The sequence below is a fragment of the Klugiella xanthotipulae genome (genome assembly GCF_006716695.1).
Classification (GTDB): domain Bacteria; phylum Actinomycetota; class Actinomycetes; order Actinomycetales; family Microbacteriaceae; genus Klugiella; species Klugiella xanthotipulae.
In genome coordinates this window covers 573531-598083 of sequence record NZ_VFPN01000001.1, presented here as the reverse complement: position 1 = coordinate 598083, position 24553 = coordinate 573531, and the positions used below count along the sequence as shown (strand labels likewise).

Below are 24553 nucleotides of genomic sequence, written 5' to 3'. Positions count from 1 at the left end.
AAACGTCGAACTGTGAGGAAAAATCACTCTGGGTGTGGGCGGTGCGCACCGCCCACACTGCGCCTAGATCGCTGACCAGCCGCCGTCGCTGGCCAGGACCTGGCCGTTGACGTTGTCGGCATCGTCGCTTGCGAGCCAGGTGATGGCGGCCGCGAGGCGGTCGGCTTCGGCGGGTGCCGGGACGACAACCTGCAGGAGTGGGCCAACCACGCCGGCCGCGTGCTGCGACTTCATGGGGGCCTCAATGTTGGTTATGACCGCGCCGGGGGCGACAGCATTGGTGCGGATGCCGTGAGCGGCATACATCACGGCCGTGTTCTTGGTGAAGCCGATCACCGCGTGCTTTGAGGCGGTGTAGGCGACGCCGGCGGCCGAGCCGCGGAGACCAGCCTCGGAGGTCACATTGACGATGGCACCGCTGTTGTGCGCGATCATCAGCGGGAGGACCGCGCGCGATAGTCGCATGATCGAGTTGACGTTGACGTTGAAGACGCGCTCCCAGGTGGCGTCGTCGATTTCGGCGGCGGGCAGGAAGCCGTCCATGATGCCGGCAATGTTGGCGAGAACATCCACCCGACCGTCGGCGGCCGCGACGATTTTCTGCACCACCTCTTCGGCGGTGATGTCGCCAGCAATCGTGACGACGTTGTAGGCGCTGAGCTCTGCGGCGAGTTCAACGAGACGCTCGGGGGCGACATCCGCGGCGATGACGCGGGCACCTTCGTGGGCGAGGCGGGTGGCGGTGGCGCGGCCGATGCCGGAACCGGCACCCGTGACGATGGCGGTTTTGCCGGCGAAGCGGTCTGTGGTGATGCTCATCTGAGTAGTCCTCCTTGAAAATGGGCCAGTGGGTGACGGGCCGTGGCAATTTTAGCACTGAGTGACATAAAGACATCCTGTGAGTCGGGGTACCGCTATGCTCTCACTGTGCAGAAACAACGCCGAGGCCGCCCGGCCACAATTGACCCCGACGAGGTGGCCCGCGTGGCCATGCACCTGTTTGTGGAGCGCGGCTTCGAGAGCGTCACAATGGACGATATTGCCGCGGCCGTCGGGGCCAGTCGGCGCAGCATTTTCCGCTATTTTCCGTCAAAAAATCATCTGGTATGGGGTGGGATGACGGAGGCCATCGACCGGTTTCAGGCCGAGCTGGCGGCTCATCTTGCGGCCGGGCCGGGCCGTTCGATTGCGTCACGTGTGGATCTGCGAGCCGCCTATGCGCGGGCCGTAACGTTTTCGGCGGAGAGCGAGGCGGTGACGCGAGAGCGACTCATTTTGATTGATGCCAACCCGTCGCTGATGAGCCACGGGCTGCCACTGCTGGGCGAGGTGCGGGCCCAAATTGCCGAGGTTATTGCGGCCAGTCAGGGGGTGTCGGCTGATGACCTGGGGCCGCAGGTGCTCTCGCAGGCCCTCATTTCAACGAGTCTGGCCGTGCTGACCTGGTGGGCGGTGCACAGTGAGGAGCCACCACGGGTGGTGATGGATCGGGTACTGGACGTGGTGGTGGCCCGGTTGTCCCGCGATCCGGGCGAAGACGCTTAACTGCGGCTGAACAGCCGGGCGAAGAGGCTTTTCCGTGGCTCGTTGGCGTGGCCCTGGCAGCGCTGGGCCTGCGGCACGCCTCGCAGGACCTGGTCGATGTGTTGGCCGCATCCGGCCCAGGTCGTTTTTCCGCATTTTCTACACGTTACTGCTCGGCACATGGTGTTCTTCCGGTGTGGAGGTGTCGGGGGTGATAAATATCAACCCCGTAATGAAAATACCCCCGGGGGTATACTTTGTCAAAGTGAACAGAGGATCTTCAGGCCTCAGAAAACACAGGGTTACCCGCTGAGACGCGATCCGCGAGAAGCGCCACACGTTTCTCACCCATTCGCGTCACGATCAGTGTGGCCGACTCCGGCCCCCGCAGTGCCAGCCTCGTGCGCAATTCGGCGGGGTCAATATCGACCCCGCGCTTCTTAATCTCAAGCGTGCCAATGCGGCGTTCGCGCAGTGCCCTCTTGAGGTCGCGTTCGCGCACGGGGAGAACCTCTCGCACCCGAAAAGCCGCAGCGAAAGGGGTCGTGACCAGCGTGTCGCCCGTGAGGTAGGCAATGCTCTCGCTCAGCATCCCGGCAGTTAACTGACCCGCGAGTGCGCCGATCAGACGGGCCCGGATGACGGCCCCGTCAGGCTCATACAGATAGGTGCCGAGATCGCGCACCTCGGCATCCGTAGCATCGGCCGCTGCGGCGAGTTCGTGGGTGGTGGTGCCCGCCGTAACGAGGGCTGAGCGGCGGATGCCTGGCCGGGCGAGCGGTCCGCTCCAGAGCCCCATCTCGACCACCTGTCCACCGACGGATACCCACTGTGCTTCAACGGCGTCGGGGATGAGCTCGCGGTCGAGCCCGGGGCCGAGCTTAATGCCGACGGGGAGACGTTCGGCGAGGTCAAGCGCAAACGTGAGCGAGGGGGAGTAGTCATTGGGGTCGGTCAGGCGGCGGGTGTTGCGGCGACCGGAGGTGCGGCGGGCTGGGTCGAGAAACACCGCGTCAACGGTGCCGTCGAGATCGCCGTTGCGGCCGGTGAGGAGGGCAGCGATCTGGCCGCTCTCGGCATCCGCCGTGATCACCCGTGCCCGAGGGTACCTGCTGAGGTTGAGGGCGGCCACCCGTGCGGTGTGCTCGTCGCGCTCCACGGCGGTGACGGTGAGCCCGGCGCGGGCGAGGGCGAGGGCATCCGCGCCGATGCCGCAGCCCAGATCGGCCACATGGGTGAGGCCAGCCGTAGCGAAGCGGGCAGCGTGCCGGTCGGCGACCGTGTGTCGCGTAGCCTGTTCCAGGCCGGCCTCGGTAAAGAAGAGCTCGGCGGACTCCGGGCCGAACTTGCCCGTGGCTTTACGCCGTAGTGCGGCCTGACTGACCGCGGCGGAAACCTGTTCGGGAGTGAGACCGCGTTTGCGCAGGCGACTGACCAGCGCGACGGCGTCGTCTCCGGGTGCAGCGGCGAGCTCGGTTAGCAGTGCCTGGCCCTCCTCGCCGCCGAGGAAGGCCAGCTCGTCCCAGAGGGGGGCCGTCGATTCGTCTGTCATACCGTTGCGGTGGTCCCTAACAATGCCAGAAGGAAACCTCCCCAGAGCAGGAGCCCGAGGAGATAGAAGAGGATGACCAGGGTGATGATCCCGGTGAATACATACGAGATAATAAGCCCGGCCACCGCTAACCCCTGGCCGCCCTCACCGGAGGTGCGCAGTTGGCGCAGGGCAATATGGCCCGTGACGATACCGGCGAGGGGCAGAAAAAACGCGGCACACAGCGTGACGATGGCGAGGACGTTGGTGCGCGGCTGGGCGAACTGGGGATAGTAGGAGCCGACGAGCGGCTGGGTGGGGTAGTGCTGTGGGCCCTGGCCGGGTGCCCCGTACCCGGGCTGGCCGTACTGCGGTTGCGGGTAGTGCTGTTGGCCGTAGCCGGGCTGGGTGGGAGACGGGGCGCGGTAACCGGCTGTGGGCCCAGGGGGTGGCTGAATGGTCACGGCGGACATCCTTTGCAATTGGAGAGCCTGCCCAGTATAGCGAGGCCCCTGTTCGGTGTCATGGGACGTCTTCTCATTGGCACTCACCTTGCGTGAGTGCCAATGAGACCCTAAACTCGACTTAGCACTCTCGTCGTGAGGGTGCTAACTCATGCTCTGATATTTACGTTCAAGAAAGAGGTCAACTGTGTCGGTCTCCATTAAGCCGCTCGAGGATCGCATTGTTATCAAGCAGGTAGAGGCAGAGCAGACGACTGCGTCTGGCCTGGTTATCCCTGATACCGCCAAGGAAAAGCCCCAGGAGGGCGAGGTTGTGGCCGTTGGCCCCGGCCGCATTGATGACAACGGAAACCGTGTTCCGCTTGACATCGCCGTTGGCGACAAGGTGATCTACTCCAAGTACGGTGGAACCGAGGTGAAGTACTCGGGTGAGGACCTCCTCGTTCTCTCCGCTCGCGACGTGCTTGCCATCGTCGTTCGCTAAGAACACCGCGTTAGATGAGAGCCCCGGATGCATCGGCATCCGGGGCTCTCACGCGTTCGGGGTGTGCGTGGATTCCGCCCCTAAGATAGGGAGGTGAATGAACGTACCGGGCTGACTTACGCCCTGGGGGCCTATCTGCTGTGGGGTATCCTTCCCGCTTACTTTGTCCTTGTGAGCGCGGCGAGTCCGTTTGAGATTGTGCCCTGGCGGGTCCTTTTTTCACTGATATTCTGCGCGCTGCTACTCACGGTCACGCGTACCTGGCCCGCTCTGATCGCGATCTTTCGGACGCCCCGGGTGCTCTGTGCCGGTGGTGTGGCCGGCCTCGTGATCTACCTGAACTGGCAGGTTTTCATCTACGGGGCCCTCGCCGGTCGCGTGCTGGAGACGAGCCTCGGCTACTTTATTAACCCCATCGTGACGGTGCTGCTGGGCGTGATCCTGCTGCGCGAAAAGCTACGGCCGCTGCAGTGGGCCTCGGTGGGAGTCGCGTGCGTGGCCGTTGTGATCCTCACCGTTGATTACGGTCGGCTGCCCTGGATCTCGCTCGTGCTGGCGTTCTCGTTTGCGCTGTACGGCTATGTGAAGAAGCGCACCGGTGCCCGGGTGGATGCGATCCCCGGTCTCACGATTGAGACCGTATGGCTGGCACCGGTGGCGATGATCCAACTGGCCGTGGTGTCCGGTACGGCTGGTCTCACGATCATCAGCGTTTCGCCCGTACACACCGCCCTGCTGGTGGGCACGGGAGCGGCCACGGCTGTGCCGCTCCTGCTCTTCGCTGCGGGCGCGCGTCGGCTCACCCTCACCCAGGTGGGTTTGACGCAGTTTGTGGCCCCCATTCTGCAGTTTCTGTTTGCCGTGTACATCATGCATGAGGCGATGCCGCCGGCGCGCTGGGTGGGGTTTGGTATCGTCTGGCTGGCGGTACTCATGCTTGTTATCGATATGGTGGGTGCTGGACGCCGACAGCGGGCCGCCGCGGGTCGCTAGCGGGCTCGGCCCCACGGCGCGCGGACTCCGGTTCCCCCGGGCCGGTCTGACTAATTCCTCCGCAGGAACATATTCGGCCCCGGTGTCGTTTACGATTGTTACACTGCGCGCCTCTTGACTAGCGGGGCCTCGCGTTTCGCATTCAATCGAAAGAGGTGAAATGGATCAGCACGATCCGTTTGGATTCACAGGACTGACCTACGACGACGTGCTGCTGCTGCCGGCGCATACGGACGTGATTCCCAGCGAGGCGGACACCACCTCGCGCATCACAAAGCGGGTGTCTGTGGCCACACCGCTGCTGTCAGCCGCGATGGATACCGTCACCGAGTCGCGCATGGCCGTCGCGATGGCGCGACAGGGGGGGATTGGTATTCTGCATCGCAACCTCTCCATCCAGGACCAGGCCGAACAGGTGGACCGGGTTAAGCGGAGCGAGTCCGGAATGATTACCAACCCGGTGACCACCACCCCGGATGCCACCGTGGCCGAGGTGGACGCCCTGTGCGGCGAGTACCGGGTAAGTGGTCTGCCGGTGGTTGACCCCGGGGGTGTGCTCGTGGGTATCATCACCAACCGTGATATGCGGTTTGTGGATGCCGCGGAGAAACTCACCGCCCGTGTGCGCGACGTGATGACCACCACCCCGCTCATTACCGGACCTGTTGGCCTCAGCGCCGAGGAGGCCGTGAAGCTGCTGGGCCACCACAAGATCGAGAAGCTGCCGCTGGTGCACCCGGATGGCCGTCTCGGTGGGCTCATTACGGTCAAGGACTTTGATAAGTCTGAGCAGTACCCTGACGCCACGAAAGATGAGGATGGTCGCCTGCGCGTGGGTGCGGCAATCGGATTCTTCGGCGACGCGTGGCAGCGGGCAACGACTTTGCTCGACTCGGGTGTGGACATCCTTGTGGTGGACACGGCCAACGGCGACAGCAAGGGTGTGCTCGACATTATCGCCAAGATTAAGGCTGACCCGGCGTTTGCCGGGGTTGACGTGATTGGCGGAAATGTGGCCACCCGTGCAGGTGCCCAGGCGCTCATTGACGCCGGTGCCGATGCGGTTAAGGTGGGTGTTGGCCCCGGATCGATCTGCACCACGCGGGTGATTGCCGGCGTGGGGGTGCCGCAGGTCACGGCCGTGTATCAGGCCTCTCTTGCTGCCCGTCCCGCGGGGGTACCCGTGATCGCGGATGGTGGCCTCCAGTATTCCGGTGATATTGCGAAGGCCCTTGTGGCCGGGGCGGATGCCGTGATGCTCGGATCGCTTCTCGCGGGCACCGACGAGAGCCCGGGCGAGCTGGTCTTTGTGGGGGGTAAGCAGTTTAAGAATTACCGTGGTATGGGTTCGCTCGGCGCGCTTCAGACCCGTGGCGAACGCACGTCCTACTCGAAGGACCGTTACTTTCAGGCGGATGTGCCGAGTGACGAGAAGCTGATCCCGGAGGGAATCGAGGGGCAGGTACCGTATCGCGGACCGGTCTCGGCCGTGGCCTACCAACTCATGGGCGGCCTGCGCCAGTCCATGTTCTACGTGGGGGCCCGCACCGTGGATGAGTTGAAGACGCGTGGCAAGTTTGTGCGTATTACCTCGGCGGGGCTCAAAGAGTCGCACCCGCACGATGTGCAGATTGTGGTGGAGTCGCCTAACTATCGGCGCTAGGGGCTGCCGCGCCCGTTGTCCTCGGTGATGCCCGGGGTCACCGCCCGAATGGGTAGTGACCCCGGGCATCCGGCGTATAGTGCCGGATGCCCGGGGTTGAATGAGGCAACCGTGAATTGTTATCAAAACTAAATAATTCATATTTGTTTTGCGGGTTGCTTGTGCAACTTTCTCGCACGGCGTTCATGGGTGGAGAGACGTGTGGCAAAAACCGTCGGAAACGTGCGGTTTATCTGAGAAAAAAGATAAACACTTCTGTACTTATTTAAAAAATAAACAAATTTTTTAGCGAACCTTACACAATTACTTGATTAATAACACTAAAAATCCTTACTGATGTTAGCCTCAGGATTGACTTTCAGGTCGGTGTTATTGTACTTTCTGAACTATCCACTTCGTGACGATATTCGAGCTATGGGGGCTTGGGTTGAGTGAAGGGGGATACAAAATGGGGGTTGGGGATAACTATGAAATCAAGCGGATAATCGAGAGCGTTTTCTGGTGTGCGATTACTCGACCTTCGCGGGCCGAGTTGGCGACTGCGACTCCACTCCTGTCTCGTGTATCTCGACCACGGGAGTGGCGTTTTCTCGCCGGGCGGGCTCGGGCGTAACAAGCGCGTAGCCGCTGCATTTTCGGCGGGGTATGGCCGGTTTCCACGAAATGTGGGCATCGGACCGCAGGAGAAGTTTTTCCTGGAGGCCCACGCCGCGGCCGAACGGGGTGACCCGCTCGCTGATCTCGGCGGGTGTGTCGGCATACTGTGACACCGAATAGAGAGCGTCGCGAGTGGGACGATTCGCCGTGTATGAGTATGTACTCGTTCTCGTCGGTGTGCACAGCCGCCCGCTTCGGATAGCGAGGATAACCTCGCTATCCGAAGCGGTTCCGGTGGCCGTGATGTGATAATCATTCGGCTTCCATGCGGCTCAGCTGGACGGGCCTCTGCGGCTATAAGTGAGCCTTTCCCATTGGACTACAGGTGGGAAATATTAAGTCATAAAGGGATTCTCATGAATAAAAATCTATTTTCTCTCTGGTGAAAACCTCGCCGGGTCGGGCGTGGTGCCGCGTGGGTAGTGAGAAGCGTCCTGGCCTGTCGTGTGTCTGATAAAACTTCCCTCTCCAGGGGCGTTGAGGGTTGGGCATTGGTCGCGAGCGTCGGGATGATCGCTATTCGGCGAGGAAACTCGCTCGCTGAGTATGAATTAAACCCGTGTTCGGGGTGAGATTTGATGATATTTCACGCGAATTTTTACACGTCATGCTTACTATTGGCCCAGCTAGTGAGTGGGGGACGTCATCAGGGGATGAGTGCGGGTTGTTATGAGTGAGTTGACGAGCAACTCGATCAGCGAAGAGGAGTTTTGGGACCTTTTCGTGCGGTCGCAACGGAATCTGGAGCGGTTTGCGGCGTCGTTGATCCGCGACGAGTCGCTGCGTGAAGATGTTGTTGCCGAGACCTCTCTCTCCGTGCTCCGCGCGATACGGGCCGGGGGTGGCCCCACCCGTGCGGCATTCATCTCCTACATGCGCGTGGCTGTCCGTCACGAAGCCCTCAAAGTACTCGCTGTGGAAAACCGGCTCGTTGCGACCCCGGATATCGACCAGATCGCCGAAGAGAGTCAGGACCCCGTCCTTCCCGATGACGACGGCATCGCCGCCGCCCGGGCCGTCCGTCGGGCGTTTCTCCAGTTGTCCGAACGGTCACAGACCATCCTCTACCTGGTTGAGGTTGAGGGGATGCGGCTGGCCGAGGTCGCCCAGCGCCTCGGACTCTCCGAGCGTTCGGTGGGCTCGGCGGTGCATCGGGCCCGCGACCTCCTGCGCACCCGCTACTTACAGGAGCTTGTCGCCGATAATCTCACATGCAGTGAGATGCGCGACGACTACCTAGCCGCGTACGCGCGCGGTCGCTCCACGGCACTGCGCCGCCGCCGAATCGAACAGCACTGCGAGGGGTGCCCGCGCTGCCAGACTCTGCTGCACGCCATGTTGGCCGCCCGCGTGCCGGTTGCGGTTCTGCTGGGGTTGGTCTTTGTGGGCGACCTCGCGGGTATGGCGGGCACCTCCGCTGTGGGGGGATCGGCGTCCGTTCTCGCGGGGAGCGCTCCTGTGTCCACACCGCTGGGCGGTGCGGGGCTGCGGGCAACTCTGCTTAAGATCGGCGTGCCGAGCGTTGGCCTGGTGGTTGCGGCCGGGGTCATCCTGTTTCCACTGCTTCAGCCCGCCCTCGTCGCGCCCACGGTCAGCGGCTCGGGCTCGGCGGTTGAGGTGTCGGCGCGCGTGCCCGCCGAGGAGAACGCTGCTGATACTCCCCCGGAGGCGGACACGACGGCGAGCGTATCGGCCGTACCCGACCGTCTTGCGACCTCGACGCCTTCCTCGTCCGGTGTCGTGAGCGTCGAGTGGCGGGAGGTGCCGCCCGAGTACTGGGCGGGCGGGAGCGGTATTCAGCTTCTGCTCACGGTCACGGTTGAGGGCGAGGGCAGCCCCGGCGATTATGAGGTGACGGTGACCATGCCGGACGGTGTTGCGGTGTCGGCGGTCTCCGCCGGGTGCGTGGTGACCAACCGGGTGAGCGTCTGCACACCCACCCTCAATATGGCGCGATTGCAGGCCTATAACCTGCAATTTGTCGTGGATATTGCGGCCGATGCGCCCCTTCCCGTTGCCACTGTCCGCACCACCTAAATTTTTTCTGCATTACTTTGCGTGATTAAAGCGTCTTACGTCCACTCCTTATTAACGGTGTGAACAGGCAGGTTGCTGTATAACGTGCACCCGGTTATAGGGGTCGGGTCGCGGTTCACACCCCACCCAATTTGAGAAAGTGAATTTCCTCGCACATGATTGACTACACGCTGAACGCTGCGCGGCGGTGGATCGGCCGCACGACAGCAATCGCAGTTGTCGCGGCCCTCCTGGTTGCTGCCCTCGTTTCGACTCCCGGCACCCCGGCTGAGGCCACAGACGGCTTATCGGTCACCGCGACCCCCGCAACAATCCAGAAGCGGCTGTCAGCTGCGGACCCGGGTTTCGTCATTACGGTGACGGACGAGATGGCTACTCCGTCGAGCAGCTATATCTTAGGCGGGGTGCCGGCTGGATGGTCGGTCACCGTGGCGGGAACGACGCTCGCACCGCTCTCACCCGATCCCATCCTGTATAGCCTGGTGGGCACCGCGGCTCGTTCCGGTGCGGTCAGCCTGGTGCCGCCGGTGGGGTTCGAGGGTACGGTGTCGGGTCTGCAGCTCTCGCGGGTGTCAACCTCGGCCGCAAACCTCATCACGGATTTTGACAACGGCACATTTGACTACAACGGCAGCGCATCCGAACCTGCCCAGGCCAAACCGGTGCTTCCGGATCTCAACACGGCGTACCGGTATAAGGACCCCACGGTACTGAACGCGAGCAACGGTACCTGCACGTCGACGCAGTATGGTCCGTGTGACGGGCTGTACACGATCTGGCCGACCGCAAATATGGGCGGCTCCACGTCGCACTTCAATAACCTGTGGGCCGACCTGCGCAGCGTGGGTACCCCGATGACGGTGAACAGTGCAACGGTCTGCTCGGCGAACAACTCCTACCAGGTGCCCACGGCCACGGCTGAACAGGCGGGTAAGTTTCTCATCATTAACGGTTCGGAAAATATGCCGGTGCCGAACAACCTGGTGGTAACCACGGTGACGGGTCTCACCCCCCACACGAACTACACCTTCTCGGGCTACCTGGCCAACCTGAGCTACGATTCGGACCCCATCAACCCCGTGCGCAGCGCTCTATTCGCGGGCAATACCCTCATCGGTTCGAGTGTCAATTCGCCGAAGCAACCTAGCTGCAATAACGCGGCCACCACCTGGACCAGTATGACCTCGACCGTGAATACCGGTTCGGCCACCTCGCTGACGCTGGGGGTACGCAACATGACTATCGGCGGTATTGGTAACGACCTGGGTGTGGACGAGCTCAGCCTGTATGAGATGGAGACAGCAACATTTGCCGTCACCGTCAAGGGGTTCACCGCAGGCCTCGCTGTGGCCACGTCGGCGACCCCCGCGTCGGGCACTGCTGTTTCCGCTGGCGATTATGTCACCTATTCCGTCAGTGCGACAAACACAGGGGATGCCACCCTCACGAATGTGACGCTCACCGATGCCCTGGCGGATGTTCTCGACAACGCCACCGTGGTGGCGGGTTCGCTTGCCGCTACCACCGGCGCGGTTCCTGTCATCTCGGGTAAAAACCTCACCTGGAAAGGAACCCTAGCCCCGGCCGAAAGCGTCACGCTCACCTATCAGGTGCTGCTGGGCGAGGAGTACCGCAGTGGACAGTCTCTTGTACGCGGGGTCGTCGGTAGTGCGACTGACCCGGCGGGAGGGGCGGTCGCATCCGGCTGCACGACCGGTGCTGAGACCGCGTGCTCTACGGTTCATCCAATCATCGCCGGTGATCCCTCCCTCTCGATCGCTCTGCAAGCGGACTCACCCTCTGGGCAGGCCGTCACGCGCGGAAGCACCGTGACCTACACGGTGACGGCCAGCAACACGGGCGAGACTCCGCTCACAGGGGTCACCATTCGGAATGATCTGGCCGATGTGCTCGACGACGCGACGATCCAGGATTCCTCCCTCGCCGCCTCGACCGGCCCAGCCCCCACCCGCGCGGGTAATCTCCTCACCTGGACGGGCCCCCTGGGCATCGGGAAGAGTGTGACTCTCACCTACGCGGTGGTCGTCAAGACAGACTTTGCCGAGGCCACCACGCTTCTCAACCGGGCGACCGCTGAGGCGAGTGACCCCAACGGTGGTTCCGTTCCGGCCACCTGCGTGACCGATACCGGGCGGGGCTGCCTCACGACACATCCCGTTCCTGTTGCGGGCGTGAGTATCGCGAAGAACGACCACACGGAGATTGTGGGTACCGGAGAGGACACCACATACGACCTGGTGGTGACCAACACGGGCGAGGACCGGGCCACGGGCGTGACCGTGACCGACTCGTTGCCGGAAGAACTCACCTTTGTCAGCGCCACGAAGGGGGGTCGATACGATCCAGATACTCGCACCGTGCGCTGGGACGTTGGTACCATCCCGGTCTCCGGGACGCAGACGGTATCGGTGACGGCGACCGTCGATCCCGCGTTGGCTCCGAACCACTCGATCAGCAACACCGCGACCGTTTCCTCAGCCGAGGGGTGCACCGCCATCTGCTCCGCGACCGATGTGGACCGTACTCCCGCGATCTCGGTTGTGGTGGATGACCACCGCGAGGTGGTGCGCTCTGCCGATGTCCTGACGTATGACGTTGTGGTGGCCAATACCGGTGACGGTGCGGTACCCGGCGTGGTCGTGACCAGCATTCTTCCTCCCAACACCGAGTTCGTTTCGGCCACCGGCGGTGGAGTGCCCTCAGAAGACGGGACGACCGTGACCTGGACACTCGGTGAGCGGGGGGCGCACACCACGGAGACTCTCACGGTCACGGTCCGGGTGGGCTCGGTATCCGCGGGAGACTCGGTGGTGCATAACGCCACAGTGACCTCCGATCATGGCTGCACCAATGATCCGGCTACCCCCGGTGACGAGTGCGGTGCCCGCGATACGGATAGCGTTCCCGCGGTCTCGGTGACCACCGACGACCACCTGACCACTGCCGTCCCCGGCGGGCAGAACACCTACGATGTGGTCGTCACCAACCGGATGCCCGGAGTGGCTCCCCGCGTGACGGTTACCCAGGTGCTTTCCGATGACCTCACATTTGTGTCGGCGGATGCGCACGGAACCTACGACCCCACCAATCGCACCGTGACGTGGAACCTGGGTGACCTGCCTGCCGGGGCCCAGACGACGCTGCACGTGACCGGAACGGTTGCGAAGGGGGTCCTGCCTAATGCGACCGTGGTGGCGACCGCGCGCGTGGCCACAGACGGAACATGTGCCGACGACATCACAACCGTGACCAACGAGTGTGAGTCGAGTGACACCGACCGCGTTCCCGCGATCGGCATTACAGTGGATGATGGCCTGACTATCGTGCGCTCTGGGCAAACTGCGGTGTACACGATCACCGCGAGAAACGATGGTGACGACGAGGCTACCGAGGTGATGGTGCGCGACACAATGCCGACGAACGTGGACTTTGTCACGTCGTCGATCACGGCCACCCAATCTATTGATAACCCGCTCGCATTTGAGTGGAATGTGGGCACGATCGCTCCGGGCGCCTCGGTAACTATCACGGTTACGGTGCGCGTGCACGACGACCTCCCGGCTGACACCCGCGTGGTCAACACGGCGTCGATTGCGACCGCGGGCGTGTGCGTCGATAACCCGGCTACTCCGGTTGCGGAGTGCGTCTCGGTTGATACTGATCGCCTTCCCTCGGATGTGTGGATTCTCCTCGACGATCACCTGACCGTGATTGCCCCGGCTCAGGAACTCGTCTACGACATCGTGGTGGGGAACAACTCCGCCACGAACACAGTCGAGGCGGCCGAGGTGACCAACACTCTGCCGGATAACGTCACATTTGTCTCGGCATCCGACGGCGGTGAACTGAACGCGGCGGATGGCACCGTCACCTGGAGCCTGCCCCGGATTGCTCCGGGTGGTACCACAACCGTACAGGTAACCGTCACCGCCGATAAGGACATCGCTCCCGGGGCTCATGTGCTCAGCACCGCCCTGGTACAGATACCGGGCGGCTGTTCGAGTCCAGACGCGTGCGAGTCATTTGACCTGGACGGAGTCGCTGATCTCGGAATCACCCTGGATGACCACCGCACCCAGGTGGACGTTGACGAGCAACTCACCTACGACCTCGTCATCAGCAACCGCAGTACCGTCGCCGCGTCGGAGGTTGTGGCCCGGGATCAGCTCCCGCCCACTCTCACATTCGTGTCGGCTACCGGGGGTGGCACCTACGATGAGAAGACGCGCGAGGTCACGTTTGAGCTGGGTGAGCTGGGTGCCGGGGCGGATGTCACGGTGCAGGTGGTGGCCACGGTCAATGCGGGTGGCTTTGGCGTGGTGCTGAACCCGGCCACGGTCACGAGCGCCCAGGGCTGCACAGATACCGATGCCTGCCAGGCGAGCGACACGGATCTGGTACAGGGTCTTGCCCTGACCGGCTCCTCGCCGTTCCCCCTCGGCCTCGCCGCAGTGTTCCTCCTGGCTTCGGGCGTGTTCCTGGCGATGTGCAACCGGCGCCGCGGTGGCGGACGGGTCGTCTAACCTTCCCTGCTCAGCCCGCGGGCCCTCCGTTCTCTCCCGAGATCGGAGGGCCCGCGACCAGGTAGGGTAGTGAGAGTGAGTATGGAGATAGAAATTGGCCGTGCCAAGCGCGCCCGTCGAGTCTATGGTTTTGACGATATTGCTATCGTCCCCAGTCGCCGCACCCGCGACCCCGAGGTCGTTTCAACCTCGTGGGGCATTGACGCGTTCCGATTCGATACGCCTTTTATCGCCGCACCGATGGACTCGGTAGTCTCCCCGGAGACCGCCATTCAGATCGGCCAGCTCGGCGGCCTGGGCGTGCTCAACTTGGAGGGCCTGTGGACCCGCTACGAGGATCCACAGCCCCTCTTGGACGAAATCCAGCGTCTCCCCGTCACGAGCGCAACGCAGCGGATGCGCGAGATCTACTCGGAGTCGATCAAGCCCGAGCTCGTCACCGCCCGCCTGGCCGAGATTCGCGCCGCGGGCGTTCCCGTGGCCGGTGCCCTCTCGCCGCACCGCACGCAGGAGCTCTACGAGACGGTCGTCGCGGCCGGCGTTGACCTCTTCATTATCCGAGGCAACACCGTCTCGGCCGAGCACGTTTCTACCGAGATCGCGCCGCTTAACCTCAAGAAGTTCATCTATGAGTTGGATGTTCCCGTGATCGTGGGTGGTGCCGCCACCTATACCGCGGCCCTGCACCTGATGCGCACGGGGGCCGCGGGTGTGCTTGTCGGCTTCGGTGGCGGGGCGAGTTCCACGACCAAGGCCACCCTCGGTATCCACGCACCCATGGCAACGGCCATTGCGGATGTTGCCGGTGCGCGCCGCGATTACCTGGATGAGTCGGGTGGGCGTTACGTGCATGTCATCGCTGATGGTGGCCTCGGCAGTTCGGGCGATATCGTGAAAGCCATCGCGTGCGGTGCCGACGCCGTGATGCTCGGTACCGCCCTGGCCCGCGCCACAGACGCCCCCGGCGGCGGCTGGCACTGGGGCCAGGAGGCCTACCACGATGACCTGCCGCGCGGTAACCGAGTGCATGTAGGAACGGTTGCGCCGTTTTCTGAGTTGCTCTACGGCCCGGCCAACGTGGCGGATGGCACGTCCAATCTGCACGGCGCACTGCGCCGCTCGATGGCCACGACGGGCTACAGCGATCTGAAAGAGTTTCAGCGCGTGGAGGTTGTGGTGCGCGGTCGCTAGGTTCGCCACCGTTCAGATGCCCCTCGGCGGGGTAAGATTGTGGACACTGCCAAGAATCCGAACGGGGAGTAATCATGGTTGACGTACGTCGGGTCAAGCTTCCGGGCGTGGGTGTATTGCACACCTTTGTGACCGATGATGGCGGCAAGGTGGGCGTGATTGCTCACCGCTCGGGCCATAGCGACCTCATCACCTTTGCCGATGAGGAGGATACGGCCGAGGCCAGTAAGGTCTCGCTTCGCCTGAGCGAGGATGAGGCGCACACCCTCGCCGAGCTGCTGGGAGGGACGCAGATCACCGAGTCGCTGTCGGCGCTTGATCAGGTTCCCGGTCTCAGCATTGACTGGTTCACGGTCGATTATGAGGATCATATTGCCGGTCAGCCTCTGGGCTCACTCGCCGACCGCGGCATTATCGGCCTGACTGTCGTGGCCGTTGTACGCGGTGAGTCGGCCAACCCTGCACCCTCACCCGACTTCCGAGTCTTCCCTGGCGATACCCTCGTGGTGGCCGGTAGCCCCGAGAAGGTGGCCAAAGCTTTTAACTTCTTCCGCACCGGTGAGCTGATCGCCAAGCCGAAGACGGGAGCCATTGGTGTTCCGCCAGGCTGAGATGCATGTCGGCCCCGACCTGATCAACGTGGGGCTCATCTTCGTTATCGCCTACATTCTGGGGCGGCTGGGTAAACGAATCGGCCTGCCCGCCATCCCGATCTACATGATTGTGGGGCTTCTCTCTAGCCCCTTTTTTCCGTGGTTCCCGATCAGCTTTGCCTCGGACAACATTGCTTTGATCGCCGTGATGGGGCTGGTGCTGTTGCTGTTCAGCCTCGGGCTGGAGTTTGATCAGGACGAGTTTTTTGGCAACGCGGGCAAGCTCATCATCTCGGGCGGTTCGTACATCCTGATCAACATGGGTGTTGGTCTGGCCTTTGGCTTCTGGGTGGGGTGGGGCACTCGCGAGGCGCTCATTATCGCGGGGATGACGGCCACCTCCTCGAGCGCCATCGTCACCAAGATGCTCATCGAGACGAATCGCCTCGCCAACCGCGAGACCCCCATGATTTTGGGGGTCACGGTGGTCGAAGATATTTTCATCGCGATCTACCTGGCCATCGTGTCCGTGGTACTGAGCGGCGAGTCGGAGGTGTGGTCGGTTGTCGGAAAGCTTGCGATCGCATTCACCTTCCTGGTGGTGATGTTTGTCGTCGCGCGCTACGCGGGAACACTCGTCTCCAAGCTCTTCGACACGAAGGATGATGAGCTTTTCACGATCTTCTTCATCGGTCTGGCATTTGCGTTCGGCGGTGTTGGCGAGGTGCTGGGGGTCACGGATGCTATTGGTGCGTTTCTGATCGGCCTCGTCATCGGGGCCACCAAGTATCACGCCAAGGTCGAGCGGATCGCTATCCCCCTGCGCGACGTTTTTGGCGCGTTCTTTTTCCTGAACTTTGGCCTCACCCTCAACCCCACCCATTTTGGCGCGGTGCTTGCTCCCGTGCTCCTCGCGGTGGTGATGACCCTGCTGCTCAACTTTGGGGCCGGGCAATTTGTGGCCTGGCTGAACAAGTTTGGGGTACGCGAGGGTTTCAACACGAGCGTTATCCTGCAGAACAGGGGCGAATTTGCGCTCATTCTCGCCACGCTCTCGTTGAGCGCGGGACTCGACTCGCGTATCCAACCTTTTGCGGGACTCTACGTGCTGATTATGGCCGTCCTGGGTCCCGTTATCGTCGTCTACTCTGACCAGATTTTCCGTGTCATTTTCCCGGGCGAGCGCCGTCGCGCGGCCGCGAAGAAACGGGTCCGTGCGCGTATGATTGCGGCTGAGATTGACCTCGTTGAAGCGGCAACGAACGATGCCGACTCGGTCGCCATCCGGGCGGCTATGGAGCGGATGTCACACGTCACCGCCGAGGATCCCGCAGAGAGTGCCGGGCACAGCGGGGCCATCGATATCCCTGTAGCGGCCACGTGGGAGGTGCCGCGTCCGCTGCTCGACGACGGATTGACGGATGCGCCGCCGCGCCCGCGTGATCGCGACCGTTCCGCCGCTGTCCGGGCCGCCGAGGCCGACAGCGCCACGCGGGAAGCCCCGCCACCCACCGACACACCCCCGGCGGGTACCTCCCCCGCCACGCCAGACCAGGCACCGCCGCGGGATGCGCGGCCAGAACGAGAGCGGGAGCCCGACTATTAGTACCTCACTGCCCACCCTGAGACGCGTCCTGCTCCGCCCCAAGTGGATCGGTGCGCTGCTGCTGGCGATCGCGGTCGCGGGCGGCTTTGCCTGGCTTGCCAACTGGCAGCTTGAGTCTGCGATCACCAACCAGGTGGTTGAGGATGACCTGGCCGAGAAGGTCGTCCCGCTCACGGAGCTGACCGAACCTGGCATCCCGGTGGCCGAGGCGGTGGGCGGGCGCACCGCCTGGGTGGAGGGTGAGTTTGTGCCCGCAGACTTCTCCGTCGTCGGTAACCGCGTCAACGGTGGTAAGAACGGATACTGGGTGGTGGGCCACCTGCTGGTGCCCGCCGGGGGGGAGACAGCTCATGTGGCCGTTGCCCTCGGCTGGACTCCCACCGAGGAGGCCGCCGAGGTCGTGCGTGATCGCCTGCGTGAAGCCCCCGCCACCACTGAGCGCGTGAACGGTCGCTACCAACCGCCAGAGGGTCCGGCGGTGCCCGATCAGGAGGGTGGCGATCCCTCTGCTGTGCTCTCGATGGCCCCCGCGCAGCTTGCGAACCTCTGGGAGTCGGTTGATGGCGCGGTCTACAACGGATTCCTCGTCTCACACGATCAGCTGGAGGGCCTCCAGCTGATTGATTCTGGCCCGCCACTTCCGCAGGAATCTATCAACTGGCTCAACCTGTTTTATGCCGTGGAGTGGGTTGTTTTTGGCGGGTTTGCGATCTACTTCTGGTATCGCCTCGCCCGCGACGGTTGGGAGCGTGAGTGCGAGCTGATTCGCGTGGCGGAGGAGGAGACGGCCCGTGCTCCCGGCGATCCGCAGCCGGTAGACTAGTCGCCATGCCCTTAGAACCCAAACCCTCCGACTACCCGCGTATTCGGCAGGCCGTCAAGCTGTATAAGGTCACCTCGGTGATCACGGGTGTGATGCTTCTATTGCTCACCTTCGAGATGGTTCTCAAGTACGTTTTTCACTACGAGATTTTTGCGTTCAGTCCCAACGGTCTGCTCACTTTGGAGGCGGTGCTGGACGACGGCACGGGCCTCACGAGCACGATGACGAGTGGGGTCAACCTGTCCATGGGCATCCTGATCGCCCACGGCTGGTTTTATGTGGTCTACCTATTCAGTGATTTCCGGCTCTGGAGCCTGATGCGCTGGCCGTTCAGCAAGTTTCTCCTCATCGCCCTCGGCGGTGTCATTCCTTTCCTGTCGTTTGTGATGGAGGTGCGTGTGGCCCGCGAGGTTAACGCTTTCCTTGATGAGCGCGAGGCGCTCGCCATCACCCCAACCGAAACCCCTGCGGAGGCATCCCATTAACACCCACCTCTCATCCGGGCCGCGTCCGGTTCTTGTTGTTGACTTTGGTGCGCAATATGCCCAGCTGATCGCGCGCCGCGTGCGCGAGGCACGCGTGTACTCCGAGATTGTGCCGCACAGCATCACGGCCGCCGAGGTGGCCGCCAAAAACCCGGTGGGCATCGTGCTCAGTGGCGGTCCGGCGAGCGTTTATGCCGAGGGTGCCCCCAGCCTGGACCCCGCCATCTACGAGCTGGGTGTGCCCATGCTGGGCATCTGTTACGGTTTTCAGGACATGGCTCGCGCGCTGGGCGGCACGGTCGCCCACACCGGTACGAGCGAGTACGGGGCCACGGATGCCACTCTCCTCGACACCTCTGCCGTCCTGCTGGCGGGTCAGTCGTCCGAGCAGAACGTGTGGATGAGCCACGGCGACTCGGTGACCGAGGCCCCCGCAGGCTTCACCGTGCTCGCCCGCACGGACGCCACCCCGGTTGCGGCCTTCGCCGACGATGCTCGCCAGTTCTACGGTGTGCAGTGGCATCCCGAGGTGAAGCACTCCGACTTTGGTCAGCGTGTGTTGGAGAATTTCTTGCATCGCGCCGCCGGTATCGCGGAGGACTGGAACCCCGGTCATGTGATTGCCGATCAGGTGGCTGCCATTCGTGCCCAGGTGGGCACGGGTAAGGTCATCTGCGGTCTGTCGGGCGGGGTCGATTCGGCCGTTGCGGCGGCCCTCGTGCACGAGGCCGTGGGCGACCAGCTGGTGTGCGTTTTTGTTGACCACGGTCTGCTGCGTCAGGATGAGCGCCGTCAGGTCGAGGAGGATTACGTGGCCGCCACGGGCGTGCGCCTGGTCACAGTGGATGCTGAGGAACAGTTTCTCTCTGCCCTCGCCGGGGTAACCGACCCGGAGCAGAAGCGTAAGATCATCGGCCGCGAGTTTATCCGCACGTTTGAGCAAGCTCAGGCTGCTCTCATCGCCGAGGCCCAGGAGGCTGATGGCGACCCGATCAAGTACCTGGTGCAGGGCACCCTCTACCCGGATGTGGTGGAATCGGGCGGTGGAAGCGGTACGGCCACCATTAAGAGTCACCACAATGTGGGTGGACTGCCCGACGATCTTACCTTTGAGCTTGTTGAGCCCCTGCGCACGTTGTTTAAGGACGAGGTTCGTGCGATTGGCCGCGAGTTGGGCCTACCCGAGACTATCGTGGGACGCCAGCCGTTCCCCGGACCGGGTCTGGGTATTCGAATCGTGGGTGAGGTGACGGCCGAGCGGTTGGATCTGCTGCGTGCCGCCGATGCTATTGCCCGCGAGGAGTTGACGGCAGCCGGTCTCGACGGTGAGATCTGGCAGTGTCCGGTGGTGCTGCTCGCCGATGTGCGTTCGGTGGGTGTGCAGGGGGATGGCCGCACGTACGGTCACCCGATTGTGCTGCGCCCGGTGTCCTCGGAGGACGCCATGACGGCCGATTGGACGCGGCTGCCGTACGATGTGCTTGCCCGGATCTCGAACCGCATTACCAACCAGGTGCCCGGCGTGAATCGGGTGGTGCTTGACGTCACCTCGAAGCCGCCTGGAACGATTGAGTGGGAGTAGCTCCCCCTCCCCATACAGCGACGGCCCGATCCCACCGGTGAGTGGGGTCGGGCCGTCACTGTATGGCGGTTATCGAAGGACCAGCACGTAGAGAAGCAGTCCCACGACGGTGAGACCGGTGCAGATGGCTCCGATGATGGTGGCATAGTGGGCGAGGTTCCAGCCGCGCTCACCGGTCTGGCTGATTTTGCTCTTGGCGATGAAGCCAAAGACCACGCCGAGGATGTTCATGCAGCAGATGATCGCGACGATTGCCCAGATGCTGTACGGCGGTTCCTGGCCTTGGATACCAATGTAGGAGTCTTCCCATTCGCGGGGGTCGTAGGTTTCCTCGACGAGCGGCTGATCCTGTAGACCGAGGGCAGGGCTGAAACTGGGGATGCTGGAGAAGTCGGGCCGGATGTTCGGCTTGTGCTGCAGACCGGAGGCCTCGTTTTCGTCCTCGTCCGGCGGATGCCCGAATGGGCTATCGGGACGAACACCAAAAGGGCGCGGCTCGCTCGGTTCGCTGGGAGAGTCCACCTCAATGAGGTGCTGCTGACGGCCAAATCGGCTTCCGTCGTTGGTTTTGAAGGGCACCACGTTGGAGGGGCGCTCGTTGGGAAGCGGCACGGGGGTCGTGCCGGTTGGTTGTAGGTGGTCGGTATCGGAGGATCCGCCTGACAGCCCGGAGGGGGCTGTGGCAGAGCCGCCGACGGTCCCGCGGGTGGGGGCTTTGCCCGTGACGTTGCTGCCGGATGCCGTGGTGCCGCGCCCCGTGGTGCCGCGGTCGGACGCGGGCCGGTCAGCGGAACCGGCGCTGGGTGTGCTGCGGTCCGTGGGGGTGGCATGGGCCGAGGTGCGGCCCGCCGCTGCGCTGCGTGAGCTGGGCGCGGGTTCCACAGGTGGAGAGGTCTGCGGGAGCGCAGGTGGTGGGGTTAGCGGAGGCCCTGCGGCGGGGGCGGGCGGAACAGCCTGGGCGGGTGTGGAGGCGGGTGCTCCGGGTGGAACGGTGGGTGGGGCTTTCTGGGGGGCAGCGGGTGCTCCGCTTACCTGCGCCGCGGGTGCCTGTGCTGCCAAGGTGTGTGGTGCGGGTACCTGGGGGGCAGCGGCCTGCCGGGCAGAGGGCTGGTGCGCCGGAGCGGACGGTGCCGCAGCGGGTGCCTGAGTCGGAGGTGCCTGAGTCGGAGGTGCCTGAGTCGGAGGTGCCTGAGTCGGAGCAGAGACGGTGGGCAGCGGTGTGGTGCGAGGGTTTCGACGTGCATCCGGGCTGCTCGGTGCCGAAGTCGGCCGCGGTGCGGTGGGGGCGGCGGGGGAGGGGTTGCTGGGCATCCCAGGCGCGGCTGCGTGAGGCGCAGCCGAGGAGGGAGGGTTCATCGGTGGTGGGTTCAGCGGTGCCGGTGCAACTGGTGCCGGGGGAACCGCTGCGGACGGGGACTCGGCCCGCGGTGGCAGGTGCCCAGGCATCGGTGCGATGGGGGTGCTGCTCGTGGGCGTCAGGCCGCCCGGTGCCGGGAGGAGCGGCGGGGCCAGACCCGGAATGGGCGCGACAGGGGTGGCATCGGTGGTGGGGCGCACCGTCTGGTCAGAGTGGGAGGGCGTGCTGATGCCGCCGGGCATCGGTGCGATGGGTGTGCTGCTCGTGGGGGTCGCGGGTGCTGGTGTCGTGCTGGGCGCGGGCGCGGCAGAGGGTGCGCTGGGTGCGCTGGCGGATGGTGTGGGTGTCGTCGCGGCCGGTTCCGACGGGGCCGCGGTGGGCAGTCGCGTGAGCGGTGTCGCGGTGGCGGGCGGTGTCGCGTGAGCACCAGGGTTGGGGGCTGAGATGTTGTCCTGGGGTGCGGCATGCGTCGGTACAGCATGCGTTGGTGCGGTCTGGGCGGGAGCGGCCAGCGTCGGTGCTGCCGGGGTAGAGGAGCTTTCGTTCTCCGCAGACGGAGCGGTGCGGGGGAGGGGTGTTACCTGCGCGGGAAGTCGCTGAACCTCCAGTGTCTCCGCGTTGTCGGGGATCGTCTGCGGGGCACGTTGCGGTCGGGAGTCTACCGGGGTGTCTACCACCGGTTCCGCCGTCAACGACTCCGTTGTGGCGGGTTCTGTTTTAGACGGTTCCGTTTTAAACGGTTCCGTTTTAAACGGTTCCGTTTTAAACGGTTCAGGAGCCAGCGGCTCACCGTATTCGGCAAGCCACTCCACCAGGCCGGGGTACACATTGGGGTGCCGCTCAATCGCGACACGCATGTTCGGGTGGGCAAACGCGATATCGGCAAGCTCCTCTGCCGACGTCGCGGGGCTGCTGAGCAGGATTCGGGCCTGTTCTGCTGTGATACTCACAAGCGGCTCCTCTGGAGGAAAATGCGACGGGGGCCGCATGTAGTGGGGGGCTAGAAGAATTTAGTCGTTGCCACGCAGAATGGCGATGATGCGCAGGATTTCAAGGTACAGCCACACGAGCGTGACCAGGAGACCAAACGCTCCGGTCCAACCGTAAACGCGGGGCGCGCGCGCCTCAACACCGTTCTTGATGTACTCGAAGTCCATCACGAGGCAGTAGGCGGCCAGGCATACGGCCAGCAGGCCGAGCACGATACCAAAAGGGATACCGGTGCCGGGGATGACCTGGTCACGGGCACCGAACATGGTCTGGAACCCGGGAACGTTGAACATCATCATGCCAAAGTTGAGCAGCGAGAACAGCGCGTAGCCGCCCATCGCGATCAGGACAACCTTGGTGGCCTTGGCGGAGGTGCGCACTTTGCCGCTGCGGAACAGCAGGAGCATAACCGCAAACACCGAGAGGGTGCCGAGGACGGCCTGGACAACGATTCCTGACCACTGGCCCTCAAAGAAGTTGGAGATACCGCCGACGAAGAGACCCTCAAGGGCCGCATAGGCGACATACAGGGGAACAGAGGGCACCTTCTTGAACGAGGCGATCAGCCCCACCACGAAGCCGGCGATAGCGGCAGGGAAGGCGATGACGGGAACCATCCAGCCGACAACGGCGAAGGCGATCAGGATGGCGAAGAGGCCGGCCGTTTTGGCGATCGTATCGTCGTAGGTCATGGGGTCGCTCGACCCGGCAAACGGGTTCTGCGGGGCCGTGGGCTGAACGGCGGGCTGGTCAATGCCGGGGCGGTTCAGAGTGGCGGCGGGTTGCGAATAGATGCGGTTAAGCTCATCCGCGCTCAGCGTGCGATTGGTGTTTGAGCTGCCGCTCAGCGCGGGATTGCGTGAGAAGGCGGGGTTATCAAGCGCCATGGGTGTCGTTCGCTTTCAAGGTCGGCGGATTGTTATTCCTGTACATCGTAGTAGAGAAGGCCTGGGAATGTACTGCGGGAGGGTGCACGATGTTATGGTGACTGCGTGTCAGCCACCCCGTCACTCCTCATCATCGGCCATCGGGGGGCCTCCGGCTACCGCCCGGAGCACACGCGTGAGGCCTACGAACTGGCCATTGAACTGGGGGCGGATGCGGTTGAGCCGGATATTGTGGCGACGCGCGACGGCATCCTGGTCATCCGGCATGAGAACAATATTGCCGATACGACCGATGTCGCCGGTCGCCGCGAGTTCGCCGACCGCCGTACCACCAGGGTGATTGACGGTACCGTGCAGACGGGATGGTTTACCGAGGACTTTACCTGGGCCGAGTTGGCCACCCTGCGCACACGAGAGCGGCTGGGGGAGGCTCGTCCGGAGAGTGCGGCGTGTGATGGGCGTTCGCCCATCCTGCGTCTGCGTGACCTGTTGAGCATTCTCGATGCGCACGAGGCTCGCGGTCGGCGCGTGCTGCTCGTGGCCGAAATTAAGCACGCCACCTACTTTGATTCGCTGGGGTTGCCGCTCGGTGAACTTTTCGCGCGTGAGATCCAATCGGCGGGGTGGGGAGAGTGTGCTCAGCGTGTGATTGTGGAGTCGTTTGAGAGGCGTGTGCTCGGGCAGCTGCGCGAGCGAGGTGTCCCGGCCCGCCTGGTTTTTCTGGTCGAGGCTTCGGGGTCTCCCGCGGATGATGTGGCCCGGCTGGGCGGCACTGCCCGGCCGTTCTCCCACTGGGTAACCGCGGCGGGGCTTGCGGAGCTTGCGGCGGGCTCCGAGGGCTATCCGCCGGTTGACGGTGTGAGCGTGCCCAAAAGCCTACTGCTTCGGCGGGGTGAATTCGCGGCGGGTGACGGTACGAATGCTCTCGTGGAGCGGGCCCACGCGGCAGGACTCACGATTTTTACCTGGACGTTACGTCCCGAAAACACCTATCTGAGCAAGAATTTTCGCCTGGGTAGCGATCCGGTGCAGTGGGGCGATTGGCAGGGTGAGTTTGGGCTGATCCTCAGGTCGGGGGTTGACGGGGTTTTCTGCGATCACCCCGATCTGGTAGCGGCGCTGCGGCGTTAGCGGGGGCTGCC

At 63.5% G+C, this 24553-nt stretch carries 19 protein-coding genes; 13 read left to right on the top strand and 6 right to left on the bottom strand.

Going from position 1 to position 24553, the window contains the following annotated elements; translation table 11 throughout:
- Nucleotides 1–63: 63 nt before the first annotated feature.
- Nucleotides 64–819, bottom strand: a complete 756-nt coding sequence (locus FB466_RS02615) for an SDR family NAD(P)-dependent oxidoreductase (protein WP_141915603.1) — start codon at nt 817–819, stop codon at nt 64–66.
- Between the two features lie 108 nt (nt 820–927).
- Between FB466_RS02615 and FB466_RS02610 the strand changes: the two genes are divergently transcribed.
- On the top strand, nt 928–1545 hold the full coding sequence (locus FB466_RS02610; RefSeq protein WP_141915602.1) for a TetR family transcriptional regulator: 618 nt from the start codon (nt 928–930) through the stop codon (nt 1543–1545).
- A 259-nt stretch (nt 1546–1804) separates the two neighbouring features.
- Here the strand turns inward: FB466_RS02610 and FB466_RS02605 are convergent, their stop codons facing one another.
- Nucleotides 1805–3076 (bottom strand): class I SAM-dependent methyltransferase, encoded by a 1272-nt coding sequence (locus FB466_RS02605; RefSeq protein WP_141915600.1) that lies wholly within the window; start codon nt 3074–3076, stop codon nt 1805–1807.
- Complete coding sequence (locus FB466_RS02600) at nt 3073–3519, bottom strand: DUF4190 domain-containing protein (protein WP_211344742.1); 447 nt, start codon at nt 3517–3519, stop codon at nt 3073–3075. The genes FB466_RS02605 and FB466_RS02600 overlap by 4 nt, the downstream gene beginning before the upstream one ends.
- Nucleotides 3520–3706: 187 nt before the next feature.
- Between FB466_RS02600 and groES the strand changes: the two genes are divergently transcribed.
- From groES to guaB, 3 genes are all read left to right on the top strand, one after another.
- Nucleotides 3707–4003 (top strand): co-chaperone GroES, encoded by a 297-nt coding sequence (groES, locus tag FB466_RS02595; RefSeq protein ID WP_141915596.1) that lies wholly within the window; start codon nt 3707–3709, stop codon nt 4001–4003.
- A 93-nt stretch (nt 4004–4096) separates the two neighbouring features.
- Complete coding sequence (gene rarD, locus FB466_RS02590) at nt 4097–4996, top strand: EamA family transporter RarD (RefSeq protein WP_141915594.1); 900 nt, start codon at nt 4097–4099, stop codon at nt 4994–4996.
- 160 nt (nt 4997–5156) lie between these two features.
- A complete protein-coding gene (guaB, locus tag FB466_RS02585; protein ID WP_141915593.1) occupies nt 5157–6659 on the top strand; it encodes an IMP dehydrogenase in 1503 nt (500 codons plus the stop codon).
- Between the two features lie 509 nt (nt 6660–7168).
- Here the strand turns inward: guaB and FB466_RS02580 are convergent.
- Nucleotides 7169–7429: a hypothetical protein gene (locus tag FB466_RS02580; RefSeq protein ID WP_141915591.1), complete on the bottom strand. Its 261-nt coding sequence runs from the start codon at nt 7427–7429 to the stop codon at nt 7169–7171.
- Between the two features lie 556 nt (nt 7430–7985).
- On the opposite strand from FB466_RS02580, the gene FB466_RS02575 reads away from it, so the two are divergent.
- From FB466_RS02575 to guaA, 8 genes are all read left to right on the top strand, one after another.
- Nucleotides 7986–9353 carry a sigma-70 family RNA polymerase sigma factor gene (locus FB466_RS02575; RefSeq protein ID WP_141915589.1) on the top strand — a complete coding sequence of 456 codons (1368 nt, stop codon included), beginning with the start codon at nt 7986–7988 and terminating at the stop codon, nt 9351–9353.
- A gap of 155 nt (nt 9354–9508) precedes the next feature.
- Nucleotides 9509–13897 carry a DUF7927 domain-containing protein gene (locus tag FB466_RS02570; RefSeq protein WP_141915587.1) on the top strand — a complete coding sequence of 1463 codons (4389 nt, stop codon included), beginning with the start codon at nt 9509–9511 and terminating at the stop codon, nt 13895–13897.
- 81 nt (nt 13898–13978) lie between these two features.
- Nucleotides 13979–15088 carry a GuaB3 family IMP dehydrogenase-related protein gene (locus FB466_RS02565; protein WP_141915586.1) on the top strand — a complete coding sequence of 370 codons (1110 nt, stop codon included), beginning with the start codon at nt 13979–13981 and terminating at the stop codon, nt 15086–15088.
- Between the two features lie 74 nt (nt 15089–15162).
- Nucleotides 15163–15699 (top strand): cation:proton antiporter regulatory subunit, encoded by a 537-nt coding sequence (locus tag FB466_RS02560; protein ID WP_141915584.1) that lies wholly within the window; start codon nt 15163–15165, stop codon nt 15697–15699.
- The gene (locus FB466_RS02555) at nt 15683–17287 is read left to right on the top strand and encodes a cation:proton antiporter (RefSeq protein ID WP_425460886.1); all 1605 of its coding nucleotides are present in this window, start codon (nt 15683–15685) and stop codon (nt 17285–17287) included. Before FB466_RS02560 ends, FB466_RS02555 begins: the two co-directional genes overlap by 17 nt.
- A complete protein-coding gene (locus FB466_RS02550) occupies nt 17250–18110 on the top strand; it encodes an SURF1 family protein (RefSeq protein WP_246054500.1) in 861 nt (286 codons plus the stop codon). Before FB466_RS02555 ends, FB466_RS02550 begins: the two co-directional genes overlap by 38 nt.
- A gap of 5 nt (nt 18111–18115) precedes the next feature.
- Complete coding sequence (locus tag FB466_RS02545; protein WP_141915582.1) at nt 18116–18595, top strand: DUF3817 domain-containing protein; 480 nt, start codon at nt 18116–18118, stop codon at nt 18593–18595.
- Nucleotides 18537–20177: a glutamine-hydrolyzing GMP synthase gene (gene guaA / locus FB466_RS02540; RefSeq protein WP_141915581.1), complete on the top strand. Its 1641-nt coding sequence runs from the start codon at nt 18537–18539 to the stop codon at nt 20175–20177. Before FB466_RS02545 ends, guaA begins: the two co-directional genes overlap by 59 nt.
- Nucleotides 20178–20246: 69 nt before the next feature.
- Here guaA and FB466_RS02535 read toward each other — a convergent pair whose 3' ends face one another.
- Nucleotides 20247–22484 (bottom strand): DUF4190 domain-containing protein, encoded by a 2238-nt coding sequence (locus FB466_RS02535; RefSeq protein WP_141915579.1) that lies wholly within the window; start codon nt 22482–22484, stop codon nt 20247–20249.
- A 60-nt stretch (nt 22485–22544) separates the two neighbouring features.
- On the bottom strand, nt 22545–23411 hold the full coding sequence (locus FB466_RS02530) for a Bax inhibitor-1/YccA family protein (protein WP_141915578.1): 867 nt from the start codon (nt 23409–23411) through the stop codon (nt 22545–22547).
- A 105-nt stretch (nt 23412–23516) separates the two neighbouring features.
- Here FB466_RS02530 and FB466_RS02525 point away from each other — a divergent pair, with 105 nt between their 5' ends.
- Nucleotides 23517–24542: a glycerophosphodiester phosphodiesterase family protein gene (locus FB466_RS02525; protein WP_141915576.1), complete on the top strand. Its 1026-nt coding sequence runs from the start codon at nt 23517–23519 to the stop codon at nt 24540–24542.
- Nucleotides 24543–24553 lie beyond the last annotated feature (11 nt).

Excerpts from the sequence above, each read along its gene's own strand:
- FB466_RS02615 (WP_141915603.1), bottom strand. The coding sequence starts at position 819 with ATGAGCATCACCACAGACCGCTTCGCCGGCAAAACCGCCATCGTCACG.
- FB466_RS02605 (WP_141915600.1), bottom strand. The coding sequence starts at position 3,076 with ATGACAGACGAATCGACGGCCCCCCTCTGGGACGAGCTGGCCTTCCTC.
- guaB (WP_141915593.1), top strand. The coding sequence starts at position 5,157 with ATGGATCAGCACGATCCGTTTGGATTCACAGGACTGACCTACGACGAC.
- FB466_RS02575 (WP_141915589.1), top strand. The coding sequence starts at position 7,986 with ATGAGTGAGTTGACGAGCAACTCGATCAGCGAAGAGGAGTTTTGGGAC.
- FB466_RS02570 (WP_141915587.1), top strand. The coding sequence starts at position 9,509 with ATGATTGACTACACGCTGAACGCTGCGCGGCGGTGGATCGGCCGCACG.
- FB466_RS02565 (WP_141915586.1), top strand. The coding sequence starts at position 13,979 with ATGGAGATAGAAATTGGCCGTGCCAAGCGCGCCCGTCGAGTCTATGGT.
- FB466_RS02560 (WP_141915584.1), top strand. The coding sequence starts at position 15,163 with ATGGTTGACGTACGTCGGGTCAAGCTTCCGGGCGTGGGTGTATTGCAC.
- FB466_RS02550 (WP_246054500.1), top strand. The coding sequence starts at position 17,250 with ATGCGCGGCCAGAACGAGAGCGGGAGCCCGACTATTAGTACCTCACTG.
- FB466_RS02545 (WP_141915582.1), top strand. The coding sequence starts at position 18,116 with ATGCCCTTAGAACCCAAACCCTCCGACTACCCGCGTATTCGGCAGGCC.
- guaA (WP_141915581.1), top strand. The coding sequence starts at position 18,537 with ATGAGCGCGAGGCGCTCGCCATCACCCCAACCGAAACCCCTGCGGAGG.
- FB466_RS02530 (WP_141915578.1), bottom strand. The coding sequence starts at position 23,411 with ATGGCGCTTGATAACCCCGCCTTCTCACGCAATCCCGCGCTGAGCGGC.